The sequence below is a fragment of the Bradyrhizobium genosp. SA-3 genome (assembly GCF_004212635.1).
GTDB lineage: Bacteria > Pseudomonadota > Alphaproteobacteria > Rhizobiales > Xanthobacteraceae > Bradyrhizobium.
The window spans coordinates 1-16,461 of record NZ_PSRT01000050.1 but is presented as its reverse complement, the minus strand read 5'-3'; the positions used below and the strand labels follow the sequence as shown (position 1 = coordinate 16,461).

At 64.2% G+C, this 16,461-nt stretch carries 20 protein-coding genes; 4 read left to right on the top strand and 16 right to left on the bottom strand.

The genetic code is table 11. The features are described 5' to 3' along the window. Positions 1-207: 207 nt before the first annotated feature. From fliP to motA, 16 genes are all read right to left on the bottom strand, one after another. Positions 208-948 (bottom strand): flagellar type III secretion system pore protein FliP, encoded by a 741-nt coding sequence (gene fliP / locus CWO91_RS18920; RefSeq protein WP_128937942.1) that lies wholly within the window; start codon positions 946-948, stop codon positions 208-210. Continuing rightward, a complete protein-coding gene (locus tag CWO91_RS18915) occupies positions 945-1,388 on the bottom strand; it encodes a flagellar basal body-associated FliL family protein (RefSeq protein WP_164934357.1) in 444 nt (147 codons plus the stop codon). Before CWO91_RS18915 ends, fliP begins: the two co-directional genes overlap by 4 nt. Positions 1,389-1,430: 42 nt before the next feature. Continuing rightward, positions 1,431-2,138 (bottom strand): flagellar basal body L-ring protein FlgH, encoded by a 708-nt coding sequence (gene flgH / locus CWO91_RS18910; protein WP_130215211.1) that lies wholly within the window; start codon positions 2,136-2,138, stop codon positions 1,431-1,433. Continuing rightward, positions 2,139-2,894, bottom strand: a complete 756-nt coding sequence (locus CWO91_RS18905) for a MotE family protein (RefSeq protein WP_165405540.1) — start codon at positions 2,892-2,894, stop codon at positions 2,139-2,141. 67 nt (positions 2,895-2,961) lie between these two features. Next, positions 2,962-4,092: a flagellar basal body P-ring protein FlgI gene (gene flgI, locus CWO91_RS18900; protein WP_130215207.1), complete on the bottom strand. Its 1,131-nt coding sequence runs from the start codon at positions 4,090-4,092 to the stop codon at positions 2,962-2,964. Next, positions 4,089-4,565, bottom strand: a complete 477-nt coding sequence (gene flgA, locus CWO91_RS18895; protein ID WP_165405539.1) for a flagellar basal body P-ring formation chaperone FlgA — start codon at positions 4,563-4,565, stop codon at positions 4,089-4,091. The genes flgI and flgA overlap by 4 nt, the downstream gene beginning before the upstream one ends. 13 nt (positions 4,566-4,578) lie before the next feature. Continuing rightward, positions 4,579-5,367, bottom strand: coding sequence for a flagellar basal-body rod protein FlgG (flgG, locus tag CWO91_RS18890; RefSeq protein WP_130215203.1), 789 nt, complete (start codon positions 5,365-5,367; stop codon positions 4,579-4,581). 18 nt (positions 5,368-5,385) lie between these two features. After that, entirely contained in the window at positions 5,386-5,715 is a 330-nt protein-coding gene (locus CWO91_RS18885) for a flagellar hook-basal body complex protein FliE (RefSeq protein WP_130215201.1), read from the bottom strand. Positions 5,716-5,717: 2 nt separating this feature from the next. Continuing rightward, entirely contained in the window at positions 5,718-6,134 is a 417-nt protein-coding gene (gene flgC, locus CWO91_RS18880; RefSeq protein ID WP_060735083.1) for a flagellar basal body rod protein FlgC, read from the bottom strand. An 11-nt stretch (positions 6,135-6,145) separates the two neighbouring features. Next, positions 6,146-6,547, bottom strand: coding sequence for a flagellar basal body rod protein FlgB (gene flgB / locus CWO91_RS18875; protein ID WP_091879906.1), 402 nt, complete (start codon positions 6,545-6,547; stop codon positions 6,146-6,148). 64 nt (positions 6,548-6,611) lie between these two features. Then, entirely contained in the window at positions 6,612-7,697 is a 1,086-nt protein-coding gene (flhB, locus tag CWO91_RS18870; RefSeq protein ID WP_130215199.1) for a flagellar biosynthesis protein FlhB, read from the bottom strand. A gap of 13 nt (positions 7,698-7,710) precedes the next feature. Continuing rightward, positions 7,711-8,751: a flagellar motor switch protein FliG gene (locus CWO91_RS18865; protein WP_091879912.1), complete on the bottom strand. Its 1,041-nt coding sequence runs from the start codon at positions 8,749-8,751 to the stop codon at positions 7,711-7,713. Positions 8,752-8,753: 2 nt separating this feature from the next. Further along, positions 8,754-9,143, bottom strand: a complete 390-nt coding sequence (gene fliN / locus CWO91_RS18860) for a flagellar motor switch protein FliN (RefSeq protein WP_130215197.1) — start codon at positions 9,141-9,143, stop codon at positions 8,754-8,756. 76 nt (positions 9,144-9,219) lie between these two features. Further along, positions 9,220-9,534 (bottom strand): hypothetical protein, encoded by a 315-nt coding sequence (locus CWO91_RS18855; RefSeq protein ID WP_091879917.1) that lies wholly within the window; start codon positions 9,532-9,534, stop codon positions 9,220-9,222. Then, positions 9,515-10,456, bottom strand: a complete 942-nt coding sequence (locus CWO91_RS18850) for a flagellar motor switch protein FliM (RefSeq protein ID WP_130215195.1) — start codon at positions 10,454-10,456, stop codon at positions 9,515-9,517. The genes CWO91_RS18855 and CWO91_RS18850 overlap by 20 nt, the downstream gene beginning before the upstream one ends. Beyond that, a complete protein-coding gene (motA, locus tag CWO91_RS18845) occupies positions 10,453-11,349 on the bottom strand; it encodes a flagellar motor stator protein MotA (RefSeq protein WP_130215193.1) in 897 nt (298 codons plus the stop codon). The genes CWO91_RS18850 and motA overlap by 4 nt, the downstream gene beginning before the upstream one ends. A 141-nt stretch (positions 11,350-11,490) precedes the next feature. Between motA and CWO91_RS18840 the strand changes: the two genes are divergently transcribed. The 4 genes from CWO91_RS18840 (at position 11,491) to CWO91_RS18825 (ending at position 15,858) form a co-directional block, all read left to right on the top strand. Continuing rightward, positions 11,491-12,279: a DUF1217 domain-containing protein gene (locus tag CWO91_RS18840; RefSeq protein ID WP_130215191.1), complete on the top strand. Its 789-nt coding sequence runs from the start codon at positions 11,491-11,493 to the stop codon at positions 12,277-12,279. A gap of 3 nt (positions 12,280-12,282) precedes the next feature. Beyond that, positions 12,283-13,011 (top strand): flagellar basal-body rod protein FlgF, encoded by a 729-nt coding sequence (flgF, locus tag CWO91_RS18835; protein ID WP_091879923.1) that lies wholly within the window; start codon positions 12,283-12,285, stop codon positions 13,009-13,011. 36 nt (positions 13,012-13,047) lie between these two features. Next, on the top strand, positions 13,048-14,373 hold the full coding sequence (fliI, locus tag CWO91_RS18830; protein WP_130215189.1) for a flagellar protein export ATPase FliI: 1,326 nt from the start codon (positions 13,048-13,050) through the stop codon (positions 14,371-14,373). A gap of 849 nt (positions 14,374-15,222) precedes the next feature. After that, the gene (locus CWO91_RS18825) at positions 15,223-15,858 is read left to right on the top strand and encodes a MarR family winged helix-turn-helix transcriptional regulator (RefSeq protein WP_130215187.1); all 636 of its coding nucleotides are present in this window, start codon (positions 15,223-15,225) and stop codon (positions 15,856-15,858) included. The last annotated feature ends 603 nt before the right edge of the window (positions 15,859-16,461 follow it).

The window sequence follows — 16,461 nt, the reverse complement described above, 5'->3', positions numbered from 1 at the left end:
ACTTGGGGACATACCGGGCTTTCACCGGTACGGAGGGGCGGCATCATGCCTTTGGACTGATGTGGGTGGGGTCCAACCCGCCGTGACGCTTTGCTAGCACGCCGAATCTTGCCGCCGAATTAAAATCGCCTTGAATATCATCGCTGTAGCGGCGGTATCGCGGTTACCATCCGCTAACCATGATGACGCGGTCCGAGCGGCGCTCTTTCAGGAGAACGACCGCACCAGTCCGGAGGCGAGCAGGTTCCAGCCGTCGATCAGCACGAAGAACAGCATCTTGAACGGCAGCGCGAGGATCGTCGGCGGCATCATCATCATGCCCATCGACATGGTCAGCGTCGCCACGATCATGTCGATGACGAGGAACGGCAGGATGATGAGGAATCCGATCTCGAACGAACGCCTGAGTTCGGAGATCATGAAGGCCGGAATGATGACGCGCATGTCGATGCGCTTGTCGTCGAACTTCTTGCGAAAGCTTTCCGCGGCGAGCGCCTCGAAGGTCTGGAGATCCTTGTCGCGAACGTGGGCCAGCATGAACTCGCGGAAGGGATCGGTGATCTTCAGATAGGCCTCTTCCTCCGAGATCTCGTTCTTCATCAGCGGCTGGACGCCAGTCTCCCAGGCGCGGTCGAATGTCGGCGCCATCACGTAGAAGGTCATGAACAGCGCGAGGCTGATCAGCACCAGGTTGGCCGGAGTGGTCTGGAGGCCGAGACCGGCGCGCAGGAACGACAGCGCCACCGCAAATCGCGTGAAGCTCGTCACCATGATGAGCAGGCCCGGCGCCACCGACAGCACCGTGATCAGCGCCATCAGTTGGATGATGCGGCCGCTGGTCGAGCCGTTGCCGGGCGGCAGCAGCGAGTTGAGATCCGGAATCTGGGCCAGCGCCACTTCGGGCAACACGACCAGGATCAACGCGAGCAGCAGGACTCTCACTCTCACTGGATCACCAACGTCTCAATGATCAATTCGCGGACCTTGCCCGACGAGCGGATATTGGCGCGCTCGGTCAGGTCGTCGCGCAGGTGCTGGAGCCCGCGCGATCCTTCGAACTGGCCAACCGACGCCGACCGCAGATAGGTGATGATGTCCTCGCTGATGTGAGCGGCCAGGATGCCGGCATCCTCGTCGCTCATGCTCTCGGTCACCATGGAGGCCTCGACGCGGGCCCAGTTGTTGGCAGGGGCGGCGAGATTGGTCACGATCGGGGACAGTTTTCGAAGCCGCGCGCTGCCGGCGTAGCTCGACGCAATCGGCGGCGGCGTGGCGCTCTTCTTCGCGTCGGCGACGCGCTCGGCGGCCGCAAACAGATGCAGGCCGGCAAGCGCGCCCGCACCGATCGCGACAAGGGTCAGCACGACAATGGCCGCAATCAGGCGCATCACGTCCCCTGCCCTCGCGACGCGGCTCGGCCGGTGCGGATCTCAGAATGGTGCCACGGCGTCATAGATCCGGTGTCCCCATCCAGGCTGCTGCACGTCAGAGAGATTTCCACGGCCACCATAGGACACGCGCGCCTCGGCGATCTTGTCGTAGGAGATCGTGTTGGCTCGCGAGATGTCGCGCGGACGCACGATGCCGCCGACATTGAGCACGCGCATCTCGGTGTTGACGCGGAATTCCTGCGAGCCGCTGATCATCATATTGCCGTTCGGCAATACGTCGGTGACGATGGCGGCGATCGAGAGCTTGATATCCTCGGTGCGGTCGATCTGGCCGTTACCCTTGATCTGGGTGTTGGTGCTGAGATTGGCGTTGGTCTGACCCTTGTCGCTCCATCCTGCGACGTCCATCAACCAGTCGAGCCCGAACTTGACCTGCGAATCGCGCGAGCGGCCGGTCTTGTTGTCGAGCTTGGCCTTGTCCTGCATCGAGATGATCACCGTCACGACGTCGCCGGTACGCCGGGCGCGGGGATCGCGGTAGAGATCGGTGCCGTCGTCCCAGGTCGATCGATAGCTGACGGGCGTGCGCATGCGCGGCGTCACCGGGATCGGATCGGCCTGGGTCCTCAAGCCGCTGCCGACCGGCGACATTTGCGGGCCGGTCAAGATCTCGGCCGGATCATGGAAGCATCCGGCGAGGAAGACAGACGCCAGTACGAGCGGGAGGATGAGGATCGGCTTCTTCATCTATTTGGTCTTTCCGTCATCCACACGGCGCATCCCGCCGAGCAGGTCGGCGAGGTGCGCCGCACGGGCCGTATCCATCTCGTTGAAGATTGCGCTCGAGCTCCTCGGGCTGAGCTTGGCGAGCACGGCGGCGGCGGTCTCGTCGGCCATGCCGGCAATCTGGGTCGCCGCGGCCTCCGGCTTCATGCGCGAATAGATCTCGACGACGCTGGCTTCGGCCTTCTTCAGGAAGTCGTCTCGCAGCGCCATCCACTTCTCGTATTCGGCACGCTTGGCCTCGACCTCGGCGATCCGTTCGCGGAGCAGGTTCTCTGCCTTCTCCAGCTCCTTGAGCTGCCAGGCCAGCCTTGCATCGACGGCGGGGTCGGCCACGTTGCTACAGAATAGCGCGACGTCATTGTCGGCGGGCACGGCGGCCTGCGGCGATGCGGGCTTCGGCGGCGCCGTGACGCTGCCGGGTTTGGCTGCACGTACAGGTGCCGGCGCCGGCGTCTCGGAAGCCGGCACTGCGCCGGTGATGGCCGGACCTGAATCTTCCGCCGCCCACGCCGTCGCACGGACGGAGGCGCTTCCGCCCGGAATCGGGGTGGCCGGCGTGCCCGGCTTCTGCGGTCCGGACGCGCGGGCACGCGCGAAGGAGAGCAGATTGAGCGGCTTCGTCGGCTTCGCCTCATCCAGCGCCAGCACGGGCGAAGCGCCCGCAAGCGTCCACACCGCGACGAGGAGGAGTTTGGCTTTGTGATCCAGCTTCAGCATCGGGCCGCGTGCGATTCTCGGTCGAGACCAGAGCATTGAGCGACCAAGCTTGCACGACGCTTGTGCATCATTGCACGATGACATCGGCCTGGAGCGCGCCGGCCGTCTTGATCGCCTGGAGGATGGCGATGATGCCTGATGGTTTCAGGCCGATCTGGTTCAGCCCGCGTACCAGGCGCTGGAGATCGACGCCGCTCAGGATCGCCACCTGCGCGCCGGCCTCGTTGGCCTCGACCACGGTCTGCGGAACGACCACCGTCTGACCTCGCGAGAACGGCGCCGGCTGCGACACCACGGGAAGCTCGGTGACGCGCACCGTCAGATTGCCGTGCGTCACGGCAACGGTCGATATCCGCACGTCGCGCCCGATCACCACCGTGCCGGTGCGCTCGTTGATCACCACCCGCGCGGGCGTGTCCGGCTCGACCGTCAGCTCGCCGATTTCGGCCAGGAATCGGACCGGGCCGATGTTGCGCGGCTTCGACAGCACGATCGTGCGATAGTCGCGCTCGAAGGCGATCTGCGCGCGATAGCGGCCGCCGGCGTAGCGGTTGATAGCATCGAGAATGCGCGTTGCGGTGACGAAGTCCGGGTTCTTGAGCTCCAGCACCAGGAATTCCATTTCATGGAGGCTTCCCTGCACTTCGCGCTCGACCAGCGCGCCGTTCGGAATGCGCCCCGCAGTCGGCGTGCCCTGGCTGACGTTCTGCGCCTGGCCGCCGACGCTGTAGCCGGCGACCGTGATCGCGCCCTGCGCGACCGCATAGACCGCACCATCCGCCGCCCGTAGCGACGTCATCACCAGCGTGCCGCCGAGCAGCGAGGTCGCATCGCCGAGCGACGACACGGTCACGTCCATCCGCTCGCCGGCACCGATCGAGGGCGGCAGGTCCGCGGTCACCATCACGGCCGCGACGTTGCGCGTGCGCAGCGTCGTCGGACGCGTGGGATTGTTGGTGCTCGTGGTCTCGTTCCTGACATTGATGCCCATGTTCTCGAGCATCGATTGCAGGGACTGTTCGGTGAACGGCGCATTGCGGAGCGTGTCGCCGGTGCCGTTCAGGCCGATCACGAGGCCATAGCCGACGATCTGGTTCTCGCGCAGTCCCTTGATGTCCGCGATGTCCTTGATGCGGACCGCGGCCTGAGCGCTGGCGGTGAAGAGAAGGAGGACGAGCGCAAGCAGGACTCTGGTCATGACCCATCCACGACCTTGACCGTGCCGTCCGGCTGGACGATGCCCCTGATGATCACGCCGGTATCGGTGTTTCGCACCGGGATGAGCGCGCCGGCCGCGCCCGACTGCATCGCCGAGCCGTAGGTGACGATGGACAGGCCGCTGTCTTCCACCACGACCTTGACCATGGCGCCGCGGGCGACTGTCCAGGGATCCTCCACCGAATTGGTCGGGATCGGCTGGCCCGGCAGCAGCGTGCGCCGCGCCATGCGACCGACCAGGACCTGACGTCCTTCGATGAACATGGCGACGCCGAGCAGGCTCGGCGCGAAGGTGCGCTCAGTGATCATGTCGTCCCGGATCAGCTCGCCCGCGCGGATCGAGACGGCCGGTACGGGAAGCCGTTTCTCCTCGGCCGCCGCGAGGCGCGCCGAGACGAGAACCAGCAGCACGGCGGCCAACCCGCGCATGATCAGGCCCACCCTGTTCAACATCGAGCCACCGGAACTAGCGCAAGCCCTTCGAGACAGTCGAAGCCATTTCATCCGAGGCCTGGATGACCTTGGCGTTCATTTCGTAGGCGCGCTGCGCCGAAATCAACTCGGTGATTTCCTTGACGGGATCAACGTTCGAGGCTTCGAGATATTTCTGGTTGATCTTGCCGTAGCCGGAATCGCCCGGCAGCCCGACGACCGGCGTGCCGGACGCCGTAGTCTCGCGATAGAGATTGCTGCCGAGCGGCTCGAGACCCGCCTCGTTGGCGAAATTGGCGAGATTGAGCTGGCCGATCTGCCGCGGATTTATTTCCGTGTCCAGCTTGGCAAACACCTGTCCGGTCTGGTTGACCGTGACCTCGACCGTTCCCTGCGGCACCGTGATCGCGGGGTCCAGCAGATAGCCGTCGATCGTGACGAGCTGGCCGTTGGCATTCGTATTGAACGAGCCGGCGCGGGTGTATTGCACCTCGTTGTTGGGGCCCAGCACCTGAAACCAGCCGCGGCCGTTGATCGCGAGGTCGTAGGGGTTGCCGGTCTGCGTCAGCGCGCCTTGGATGTGCAGCTTGCGAATCGCCGCCGACTTGACGCCGAGGCCGAGATTGGCGCCCTCCGGAATCGGGGAGGAGCCGTTGACGTTGGCGACGCCCTGCATGCGGTCCATCTGATAGAACAGATCGGTGAATTCCGCGCGCGCCCGCTTGTACGACGTCGAGTTGATGTTGGCGATGTTGTTGGCGATGACCTCGATGTTGGTCTGCTGGGCGTTCATGCCCGTGGCCGCAATAGCGAGCGATTTCACGATCGTCACTCCTTCAGATCAAATCGACATCCGAACGACTTCTTGGTAGGCCTGCACGACCTTGTCGCGAACCGCGACCGCCGTCTGCAAGGCCTGCTCGGCCGACATCAGCGCCTCCACGACGCGCCGCGTCGATTCCTTGCCCTGCATCGCCGAGATCGACGCCGCTTCGCCCGCCTTCAGCGTTCCGATCGCGTCCGTCGTCACCTGCTTCATCACCGATTCGAAGCCGACATCGTCACCGATCTGAATCGCGGTCGTCGCCGCCGGTGAGATGGCCTGCGTCTCGGTCGCGCGGCTTGCCGCCTGGCCGGCGGAGATCGCCGTGGATGAAATTGCCTCAAGCATTGTCAGCTCCTCAAGAGGTCGATGGTCATTCCCAGCATCGACCGCACTTGTTTCACGACCTGGAGATTGGCCTCATAGGACCGGTTGACCTCACGCATGTCGGCCATCTCGATCATCATGTTGACGTTCGGCAGCTTGACGTAGCCGGCCTTGTCGGCGGCGGGATGCCCCGGGTCGTACTCGACGCGGTACGGCGTGGTGTCGACCCCGATCTCCTTGACTTTCGCAAGCTGCGCACCCGAGGCACGGTCCATGGCGGCATCGAAGGTGATGGTCTTGCGCTGATACGGATCGGCCCCGGCAGTGCGCCCGGTCGACGTCGCGTTGGCGAGATTCTCCGAGACGATGCGCATGCGCGTCGACTGCGCTTCGAGCCCGGAACTTGCGACCGTCAATGACGACTGTAGAGAGTCCAGCATATCAATTCACCTCAGGCCTTCGCACTCGACAGGACCATGCGGTGAAACGACCGCACGATCGCCGAGTTCATCGAATAGTCGCGATTGACGTCGTTGCCCTTGATCATCTCCTGCTCGAGACTGACCGAATTGCCGGAGTGAACCACTTCCCAGCTGTCCTTCTTGGCGATCTTGCGCGTATCGGTCTCGGCGGCGGACAGCTGCATGTGCGAGGGCGAGGTCGTTGCGAGCCTGACCGGCATGCCGTCGAGCACCTTGTTGAAGGGTTCGACATCGCGCGCCTTGAAGCCAGGCGTGTTGGCGTTGGCGACATTGGTCGCGATGGTCGACTGGCGGAGCTCGAGGTAGCGCGCCTGCGACGATGCGAGTTCGAAGAGATAAAGCGGTCCCACGACAGCCCCGTTCTGGTCCATTCGGGAGAACCCTAGGGCGTTAAGCTTTCGTCAAGCTGATGCGCGAAGCACCATCCTCAAAAATCTACTGGACCTTCTCGGGTCGTGCCGTCTGCTTGGACTGGAGGAAGTAGATGATCTCGGCTACGGGGCGGAAGAACTCCGCCGGAATCACCTGGTCGACCTGCACCGCCTCGTAGAGCGCGCGCGCAAGCGCCTTGTTCTCGATGACCGGAATCCGGTTCTGCTCGGCAACTTCGCGGATCTTCAGCGCGATCACGTCCATGCCCTTGGCGACCACCAGAGGCGCCGCGTTCTCCTCACGCTTGTAGCGCAGCGCGATCGCGAAATGCGTCGGGTTCGCAATCACCAGCGTCGCGCGCGCGGCGGATGCGATCATGCGCTGCCGCGAGCGGTCGCGCGCCAGCGAGCGCAGGCGCGCCTTGATCAGTGGATCGCCTTCCGCCTGCTTGTGCTCGTCCTTGATCTCCTGCCGCGTCATGCGCAGCTCGCGCCGCCAGTGGAAGCGCGCCCAGGCGAGATCGATCGCCACCAGGACGATGGTCGCGATGCAGATCGCCGAGACGATCCGCATCGCGATGTTGAGGATCATCTCCGGCAGCGCCACCGGATCGGTGTACATCGCCTCGAACGCCTTCGCCTCGGACGAGCGCAGCACGAAGGCGACGACGGCGGTCACCGAGGCGAGCTTGAACAACGACTTGGCGAACTCGACGAGTCCTTGCGTGCCGAACAGACGGCTCCAGCCGCTGACCGGGGAGATGCGCGACAAGTCCGGCTTGATGCGCTCCAGCACCAGGCGCGGCGCATTTTGCAGCAGCGAGGCGGCGAGGCCGAATACCATCATGATGACGACCAGCGGCACCAGGAATCGCAGCGACTGAAGTCCCACCACGGTGAGTAGGTTCTGCGCGTCCGCCGCGGTGCTGAGCGGGAAGCCCTCGGGATCGTCGAGAAAGCTCTTCAGCGTCGGCGTCAATTGCTGCACGCCCTGACCGATCAGGAAGGCCTGGATCACCATCAGCGCAGCCATCGAGGCGAAGATGGACGCCTCCCGAGAGACCGGGATTTTGCCCTGTTCGAGCGCATCTCGGACTTTCTTCTCGGTCGGCTCTTCTGTCTTGCTCTCCTGATCGGATGTTTCTGCCATGCCCGTTCAGCGGTCAGCGGAAGACCAGCTCATCCTCCTGCTCGGGGTTGAGCTCGATTTCACCCTTCTCCGCCAGCTCGAGCGCGAGGTCGGTGATCACGCGCCGCGCCTCCAGCACATCGCGCTGGTTCGACGGCTCGCCGATGGCGAGCTCGTGTTCGACGACGCGGCGGACGCGCGAGGCGACCGAGGACAGGATCAGCTCGCGGAAGCTCTTGTCGGTCCCCTTGAGCGCGACGACGATGCGATCGGTCGGCACCTGGTCGAAGATCATGGTGCGCGCCTTCGGCGTCAGGTTGATGACGTCGTCGAACGTGAACAGCAGCTCCTTCAGCACTTCGGCCGACTTCGGCCGCTTCTCCGACAGGCTCTTCAGCATGTCCTCGATATGACCGCGCTCCATCTTGTTGATGATGTCGGCGACGCGGGCGTAGGTGTCGGCGCCGAGGTTGCGCGCGAAGTTGAGCGTCAGATCCTCGTGCAGCGTCTTCTCGATGATGCGCATGGCGTCGTCGACGATCGGCTTCAGGCTCAGCACGCGCCGCATCAGCTCGTTGCGCAGGCTGGATGGCAGCTGGCTCATGACCTTGGCGGCACAGGCCGGCTTGACCTTGGACAGGATGAGCGCCGCGGTCTGCGGGTGCTCCTTGGAGAGATAGCTCGCCAGCGAGTTCTCCGACACTGACGAGACGCGATCCCAGACCGACCGGCTCGAATTGCCGAGCAGGTCCGACATGATCTGCGAGACCTGGTCGGCCGGCAGCACGTCACCGAGCACGGCCTCGAGACCGCCGAGCGTGCCGAGGATGTTGGCGCCCATCGAGAATTGCTGGGCGAATTCCTCGACGATCCCCTCGAGCTCCTGCGCCGTGATCGGCCGCAGCTCCGCCGCGGCCTTGGTGACGATGCGGATCTCCTGCGGCTCGAACTGCTGGAGCACGCTCGCGGCCGCCTGCCGGCCCATGGCCAGGAGGAGCGCAGCGACCTTTTCCGTTCCGCCCAGCGTGGCGACGCCTCGCTGCTTGACGGGAGCGATGCCGACCTGTGCCGCCATGGTCAGGTATCACCCTGCCCCAGCGGACCGACGATTTCCGTCAGCGAGACGCCGAAGCGGGAATTGTCTTCTTCGACCACGACCACCTCGCCGCGGGCGACGATGCGGCCGTTGACGACGACGTCGACGGGCTCGCCGACCCGGTGATCGAGCGGCACCACGGCGCCGCGCCCGAGCTTCATCAGGTTCGCCACCGGGATGGTCGCCGATCCCAGCACCACCTGCATGGTGACGGGAATGCGCAGAATGGCATCGACATTGGCGAACTTGCCGGTCTCCTCCGCCGTGCGCGCGGCGATCTCCGCCAGTCGCTCCAGTGGAGATGCGTCGGTGTGCCCCTCGTCGGGTGCCGATGCGCGAGTGGCAGACTCATAATCGAAGGATTGCGCCATTTGGTATCGCCTCTTGGTATTTCCGTTCCCGGAGCGCCGCCGCGTTCCGACCGTATCGTTTTCGCCGGCTCCGGCTTCAATGCTTGTTCACGTCGGCGCCGCCTGCAGTCGCGACGGGCGCGAGCCCGGTCCTCGCATCGAGCGCCGCGATCGCCTCGTGGGCCTGATCGATCTTCGTGCTCAGCACGTTGGCGAGCCGTCCGAGATTTGCGGTGGAATCGTGCGCCGCGTTGATGACCGTGTCGAAGGCGCCCGCGGTTTCGTGGACGATGGTCGAGAATTCACCCTGGTAGCTGCGCAGCCGCGCCAATTCACGGTGCATCCGGGTCACCCGCATGCTGGTGAAGGCAAGCGCAATCAGCAGCACGGCATCAACGAGATAGGATATCATCGACGAACTCCCGTTTCTGATCGACGGGATCTGCCACCTGCATGGCGTAATAGCCATCAAGCTGGCCGATCTGACACCAGAACAGCACCTGGTTGTTGCTTTCGAGCCGGGCGAGCGTGCGCGGCGTGGCTTCGAGCTCGAGCACCTGCCCGACCTGGAACTTCACGACGTCGCCGAGCGATATCATCTTCTCGTCGAGCACCGCGCTCAGCGTCACCTCGGTGCGGTGAACTTCGCTCTCCATCTGCTCACGCCAGCGCGGATCGGTCGCGCGGCCGTCGCTGACGACGACGTGCGCGAGCTTCTGCCTGAGCGGGTTGAGCGCGGAGTGCGGAATGATGAGGAACATCTGGCCGCCGCGATAGAGCGCCTGCAACATGATGTTGGCGCAGATCGACATGTTGCCGCTGCGTCCGATCGCCAGCGAGGCCATGGCGGTCTCGACCCGCTCCACGCGGAAGGTGACGTTGGAGGTTCCGGCAAAGGCGGATTGCAGCGCCTTGGCGAACCGCTCGAACAGCGCCTGGACCAGGCGGATCTCGATGTTCGAGAACGCGCGCTCGACGTCGAGTGGCGGCTCGGCGCCGTCGGAGCCGAACATCGCCTCGACCATCGTGAACACGAAATCGCGGTCGAGCATGATGATGATACGAGAGTCCCACTGCTCGGCATAGAGCACCGCCGCGACCGCGTTGGCCTCGTAGTCCTTGATGATGTCGCCGACGCGGTCATTGGTGATGCCATTGACCGAGAAATAGCACGGCGTTCCGGCCATCGGCTGCAGGCTGTCCGTGCACGATGCCGCCATGCGATCGAAGATCACATTGAGCATCGGCATGCGTTCGATCGATATGCCGGCGGCGTCCAGCAGGTAGTTCGGCAGCTGCTTGCGCTGATCGACGTCGACGTCTTCCATCATCATGCGCGGGCAGCCTTCGGTTCAGCCTCGGTCACGACGGCCTTGGGACCTGCAATCGTCTCGTTCTCGACGACGTCGATCGACGGCCGCTCGGTGCTGGCGATCATCTTGCGGCCGTGCTCGACGGCGATCTGCGGCATGGCGCCGTTCATGAACGCCAGCAGCGTCTGCTTGACGATGATATAGGGCCGGCACTTCTTCTCGCGCGTCATCTTGATCTTCAGCGCGAAGGGCGAAATGATGCCGTAGGACAGGAAGATGCCGGCGAAGGTGCCGACGAGGGCCGCGCCGATGAAGCCGCCGAGCAGCTTCGGCGACTGGTCGAGCGCCCCCATGGCCTTGATGACGCCGAGCACGGCGGCGACGATGCCGAGCGCCGGCAGCGCCTCGGACACCACCACCAGCGCATGGTAGGGCGTCAGCTTGCTCTTCACGATGGTGTGGATCTCCTCGTCCATCAACGCCTCGATTTCGTGCGTGCGCGCATTCCCCATGATGATGAGGCGGACATAGTCGCAGATGAACTGGAGCAGTGCGGGGTCGGAGAGCACGCTCGGAAACGCCTTGAAGATCTCCGAGGAGGAGGGATCGTCGATATGTGCCTCGACCTCGTTGCGGCCCTTGCCCCGCAGCTCGCGCATCAGGGCATGGAGCGCGCCGAGCAGATCGAGATAATAGCGCTCGCCGGGCACCGCGCCGGTGATGGCCTGCATGCAGGCAACGCCGGTGTCCACGACCGTCTTCCACGGATTGGCCACGATGAAGGTGCCGACGGCCGTGCCCATGATGATCACGAACTCCCACGGCTGCATGAGCACGGCCAGGTGCCCGCCCATGGCGGCAAATCCGCCGAGCAGTGCCGCCACCGTGATGAAAATCCCCACGAAACTGCCCAACGCGCCGCTCCATCGCCGATCCCAGCGGGAATATCTAGTCGGCGACGCTTGCGCGAAGCTGGCTTCGGGACCGCCAGCCCCGCGCAAGCAATTCGCGGCAGCTTGAGACGTGCCGCAAGAGCGGCCAGAGGGACGCGTGTCATGCTATCCACCATCGCGGATTACACCAGACTGACCAAGGACATGGGAAAGTCGCTGACACAGGTCGCGAAACAGCCGGACGTCAGCCGCGAGACCGATTATTTCCTCAGCCATATCGGCAACGTGAAGACCATCGACGACTTCCTGAAGGACTATCGGCTCTACTCCTATGCGATGAAGGCCTATGGCCTCAGCGACATGACCTACGCCAAGGCGTTCATGCGCAAGGTGCTGACCGAAGGTGTCGCCAACAAGTACACCTTCGCCAACAAGCTCACCGACGTCCGCTATCGTGAATTCGCCACGGCGTTCAACTTCGCCGCCCTCGGCAGCAACGCCACCCAGACCACTCAGGCCACGACCGGGACGGCGACCCAATATGTCAGGCAGACGATGGAGCAGAAGGCCGGCGACCAGAACGAGGGCCTGCGGCTGGCGCTCTATTTCACCCGCAAGGCCTCCACCGTCACCACCGCCTACCAGATCCTCGCCGACAAGGCGCTGACGCAGGTGGTTCAGACCGCGCTCGGCCTGCCATCGACGATCAGCTCGGCCGATATCGACGCCCAGGCCAAGATGATCGCGAGCAAGATCAAGCTCACCGATTTCCAGGACCCGGCCAAGGTCACCAAATTCGTGCAGCGCTTTGCCGCGATGTGGGATGCGACCCAGGCCCAGAGCGACAACTCGACCAACCCCGCGCTGGTGCTGATCGGCGGCGCGTCGTCGATGGCCAGCATGGATACCGACATGCTCTCGAAACTTCAGTCCATCCGCTTCGGAAAGTAAGTCATGCAATCGGCCCTCTATGTGGGATTGTCGGCGCAGGTCGCCCTCGAAAAGCGCCTTCAGACGATCGCCAACAACGTCGCCAACGTCAACACAGCGGCGTTCCGCACCGACGTGGTGAAGTTCGAGACCGTGCTGTCCAAGGCGGGCGCGAACCCGGTCGCCTTCTCCTCGCCCGGCGACAACATCATCTCCCGCGAGATGGGCAACATCACCGAGAGCGGCAACCCGCTCGACGTCGCCGTGGTCGGACAGGGCTGGATCGCCTTCGCCGGTCCGAACGGCACGGTCTATACCCGTGACGGCCGTCTCCAGATCGCCCCCAACGGCGACCTTCAGACCGTGTCCGGCTTTCCCGTGATCGATTCCGGCGGCGCGCAGATCACGCTCGACCCGAACGGCGGACCGATCTCGATCGCGCGCAGCGGCGCCATCACCCAGGACAACAACGAGATCGGCACCATCGGCCTGTTCAACATTCCCGCGGACGCCAATCTCGAGCGCTACGGCAATTCCGGTGTCACGCCCGATCGTCCCGCGACCGCGATCGCCGATTTCTCCCGCGACGGCTTCAAGCAAGGCTACGTCGAAGGCTCCGGCGCCAATCCGATGATGGAATTGACGAAGCTGATCGCGGCCTCGCGCGCCTTCGACGGCACCAATTCGATGATCGAGGGCACCGAGAGCTCGCTCCAGAATGCAATCCGGACGCTCGGCGAACCCGGCAAATAGGCTGCGCCTCGCGCGCAATGAGGTTGGACGGTTTCCTTGAACGCTCTTCGGCAACTCGAGTGGGCGCTGCTGGAGCTTCAGCAGAGCACGCCCCTGGCAAGCGTCAGCGGCGCGATCTCCGAGATCGCGCCGACGCATTTCCGCGTCTCCGGCCTGTCGCGCTTCGTCAGGCTCGGCGAGCTCATCGGCGTCAATGCGGCCGGCAGGCCCCAGATCGGCGAGGTGGTGCGGATCGACAGCGAGGGCATCATCGCCAAGCCGTTCGACCGCCAATTCGCCGGCGGGCTCGGCTCGGTCGCATACCGGATGCCGCCGCTGTCCTTTGCGCCCGATCCGAGCTGGAAGGGCCGCGTCATCAATGCGCTCGGCGCGCCGCTGGACGGACAGGGCCCCCTCACGCCGGGATCGCGCGCGGTCTCGGCGGAAGCCGAGGCGCCTTCGGCCATGAAGCGCGCGCGCGTGCACAAGCCGCTGCGCACCGGCGTCCGCGTCATCGACCTGTTCTCGCCGATCTGCGCCGGCCAGCGCGTCGGCATCTTTGCCGGCTCCGGCGTCGGCAAATCGACGCTGCTGGCGATGCTCGCCCGCAGCCAGGGTTTTGACACGGTCGTGCTGGCGCTGGTCGGCGAGCGCGGCCGCGAGGTGCGCGAGTTCATCGAGGACGTGCTGGGCACCGACCGTCACCGCGCCGTCACAATCGTGTCGACGGGAGACGAGAGCCCGATGATGCGGCGGCTGGCGCCGAAGACGGCGATGGCGGTCGCCGAATATTTCCGCGACCGCGGCGAATCGGTGCTGCTGATGGTCGATTCGATCACCCGCTTCGCCCACGCCGCCCGCGAGGTTGCACTCGCCGCAGGCGAGCCCGCCGTCGCGCGCGGCTACGCGCCGACGGTCTTCACCGATCTGCCGCGCCTCCTGGAGCGCGCCGGCCCCGGCGAGGAGGGATCTGGCACGATCACCGGGATTTTCTCCGTGCTAGTCGACGGCGACGATCACAACGAGCCGATCGCCGACACCATCCGCAGTACGCTCGATGGGCACATCGTGCTCTCCAGGCACATCGCCGACCAGGCGCGCTATCCGGCCGTGGACGTTCTGGCCTCGGTCTCTCGCCTCGCCCATAACGTCTGGGATCCCGAAGAGCGCGAATTGGTGAGCAAGCTGCGCGCCATGATCGCCAAATACGAGGATACACGTGACCTTCGCCTAATGGGCGGATATCAGTCGGGGCGCGATTCGGGTCTCGACCAGGCGGTCGACATGGTTCCGAGAATCTACAGCGCGATGCGGCAGGACGCATCGGCCCCGCCGAGCGCCGATCCGTTCCGCGAACTCCGGGACATGCTCAAGGGCGAGTAGCAGGTTGCCCGGTGAGACGGCGCGCGACGCCGTCGTGGCTTGCCCGATGTTTTCGACAGATGATTGCGCATGCGGCCACGCTTCCAGCGCATGCGCACGCGCAGTCATGACCGGCTTCCGTCGCGGGACATCACTCGATCGGACGAGAGGAATCGAGCGGAAGCGACGAACGGGCAATTCCTACGACCGCGACCGCGACCGCAACAACCGCCGCGTGCAATTCCTGTGAGTTCCCTCAGGCGAATCCCCGACAGATCGTACAAGTTGTGGATGATATGCCGACGCACATCGTCGTCATGCACAAGCTTCGATCAGCTTGCATCAACGACAGACAGCAACGTGGCGTGCACAAACCGACGTATAGTTGCGTGCATGCTGCTCATCGGGCAGCGTGTTGCGTTCACTATCATGTGTCCCGACGAGCGAGATTGTCTTGAACGTTACATTAGCGTCCAACGACATCCAGTCTTCGAGAGCGTCTGTACTTGATTTTGTTGAGAAGCTCATTCATCGTTTCGATGGATACAAGAAACGTCTGCTTGCGACTTGAACTTTAGGGGCTTCGGTTGAACTACTCCGATCCATCGTCTGCTGGCGACGGCAACTCGGGCTCCCGTGCGACGACGACGCTATTGGTATGCCCTCAGCGACGCAGGCTTGCGCTTCGAACGACGCGACGCCCATCGGTTCGGGTCGGGCGCGTTGCAGTGCGTGCCTTCGAGCGAGAGTTGAACACGACGTGCTCGTCGGGCACCTCCAGCCGTCTGACGCCTCACGAAGGATTCGCAAGCCATGGCGCGAGGCGGCTTCGGAACGCCGCACACGAAGTTCCGGGGACGAGGTAGATTCATGCCATTGGCGCGAGAAGCCGTCGAGCTGCTGGTTCAGGCGGCGCGGGCTTGGTATTTCGAAGGCAATCAACATGGATTGCGCGATCGCGAATGGATGGCGCTGCGCTTTCTCGGCCGCGCCAACAGGTTCTCGCGCACGCCGTCCGCGCTTGCCGGCTTCATCGGTGCCACCAGGGCTACGGCATCGCAGATCGTGAAGACGCTCGAGAGCAAGTCCTTCCTCGTGCGAAAGCCGTCGCACGAGGACAAGCGTTCTGTCGTGCTTCACGTCACCGCGCAAGGCGAGAAATGCCTGAGCCAGCACGACCCGATCAATCACGTGTTGAATGCAGTCACCTCGCTCGGCACTGACGAGTGCATCAGATTGCGTGACTCGCTGCGGGAGATCCTCAATCATCTCGACGCAGCCCATCAGCGCCTCGACGCCAGCATCTGCCGGGACTGCATGTTTCTCGCCGAACGCGGCCCCGGCACCGGCAAGGGACGCGCGACCGCCGAGTTCATGTGCCGGCTGTATCGCGCCCCTGTTTCGCTCGAGGAGATCGAGCTGCTCTGCACCAGTTTCGAACGCACCCGCGACCGCCCGAAGATCGAGGAACATCTCGACCGTGCGCGGGTGGCGAGCCAGGGGTGAGCGAGAGCAATTCCCGAATAGGTGATTTGGGCAACGCTTGCCGATCATGTCGCGGCCGTACCTTTGTTTGAAAGGCGCACATGGTCCGCTCGTGTCCCGGACAAGCTGCAACGCGCAGCGTTGCAGCGCAGAGCCGGGACCCAAAGCGACACGGCAAAATGTGGAGAGATGGGCCCCGGCTCTGCAGCGCATCGCTGAAGTAGCGCTGCGCTGCGTCCGGGGCACGAGAGCGCAGTGTGGCGCATGCTCTTTCAACATCGTCATTGCGAGCGCAGCGAAGCAATCCAGAATCCCTCCGCGGAAAGACTCTGGATTGCTTCGTCGCAAGGGCTTCTCGCAATGACGGAGCAAGGGGCAATGGCGTCGTTCTCCAACTCAGGCTGTCATTCCCCGCCACCGGGTCTCGCCTTTGGCGAGCCCGATGACAGGCTCCGGCGGGGAATCCAGTACGCCGCGGCCTCTCGGTTCAATCACAAGCATCTCGGAATACTGGATCGCCAGGTCAAGCCGGGCGATGACAGCGCGTGGCTGGACGCAGACACGCCTTCGCCTTCTCGCGGCGGGTTTCGCCCGAGCTTTGCTTGATCGCTCCACCCTTTAAAG

Bases quoted from the DNA above. Each gene is read 5' to 3' on its own strand.
- CWO91_RS18865 (WP_091879912.1), bottom strand. From the start codon at position 8,751: ATGGCGGCACAGGTCGGCATCGCTCCCGTCAAGCAGCGAGGCGTCGCC.
- CWO91_RS18840 (WP_130215191.1), top strand. From the start codon at position 11,491: ATGCTATCCACCATCGCGGATTACACCAGACTGACCAAGGACATGGGA.
- CWO91_RS18850 (WP_130215195.1), bottom strand. From the start codon at position 10,456: ATGATGATGGAAGACGTCGACGTCGATCAGCGCAAGCAGCTGCCGAAC.
- fliN (WP_130215197.1), bottom strand. From the start codon at position 9,143: ATGGCGCAATCCTTCGATTATGAGTCTGCCACTCGCGCATCGGCACCC.
- flgB (WP_091879906.1), bottom strand. From the start codon at position 6,547: ATGGACCAGAACGGGGCTGTCGTGGGACCGCTTTATCTCTTCGAACTC.
- CWO91_RS18915 (WP_164934357.1), bottom strand. From the start codon at position 1,388: ATGCGCCTGATTGCGGCCATTGTCGTGCTGACCCTTGTCGCGATCGGT.
- CWO91_RS18885 (WP_130215201.1), bottom strand. From the start codon at position 5,715: ATGCTTGAGGCAATTTCATCCACGGCGATCTCCGCCGGCCAGGCGGCA.
- flgI (WP_130215207.1), bottom strand. From the start codon at position 4,092: ATGACCAGAGTCCTGCTTGCGCTCGTCCTCCTTCTCTTCACCGCCAGC.
- flgA (WP_165405539.1), bottom strand. From the start codon at position 4,565: ATGTTGAACAGGGTGGGCCTGATCATGCGCGGGTTGGCCGCCGTGCTG.
- flhB (WP_130215199.1), bottom strand. From the start codon at position 7,697: ATGGCAGAAACATCCGATCAGGAGAGCAAGACAGAAGAGCCGACCGAG.
- flgF (WP_091879923.1), top strand. From the start codon at position 12,283: ATGCAATCGGCCCTCTATGTGGGATTGTCGGCGCAGGTCGCCCTCGAA.
- flgC (WP_060735083.1), bottom strand. From the start codon at position 6,134: ATGCTGGACTCTCTACAGTCGTCATTGACGGTCGCAAGTTCCGGGCTC.
- CWO91_RS18825 (WP_130215187.1), top strand. From the start codon at position 15,223: ATGCCATTGGCGCGAGAAGCCGTCGAGCTGCTGGTTCAGGCGGCGCGG.
- CWO91_RS18905 (WP_165405540.1), bottom strand. From the start codon at position 2,894: ATGCTGAAGCTGGATCACAAAGCCAAACTCCTCCTCGTCGCGGTGTGG.
- flgH (WP_130215211.1), bottom strand. From the start codon at position 2,138: ATGAAGAAGCCGATCCTCATCCTCCCGCTCGTACTGGCGTCTGTCTTC.
- CWO91_RS18855 (WP_091879917.1), bottom strand. From the start codon at position 9,534: ATGATATCCTATCTCGTTGATGCCGTGCTGCTGATTGCGCTTGCCTTC.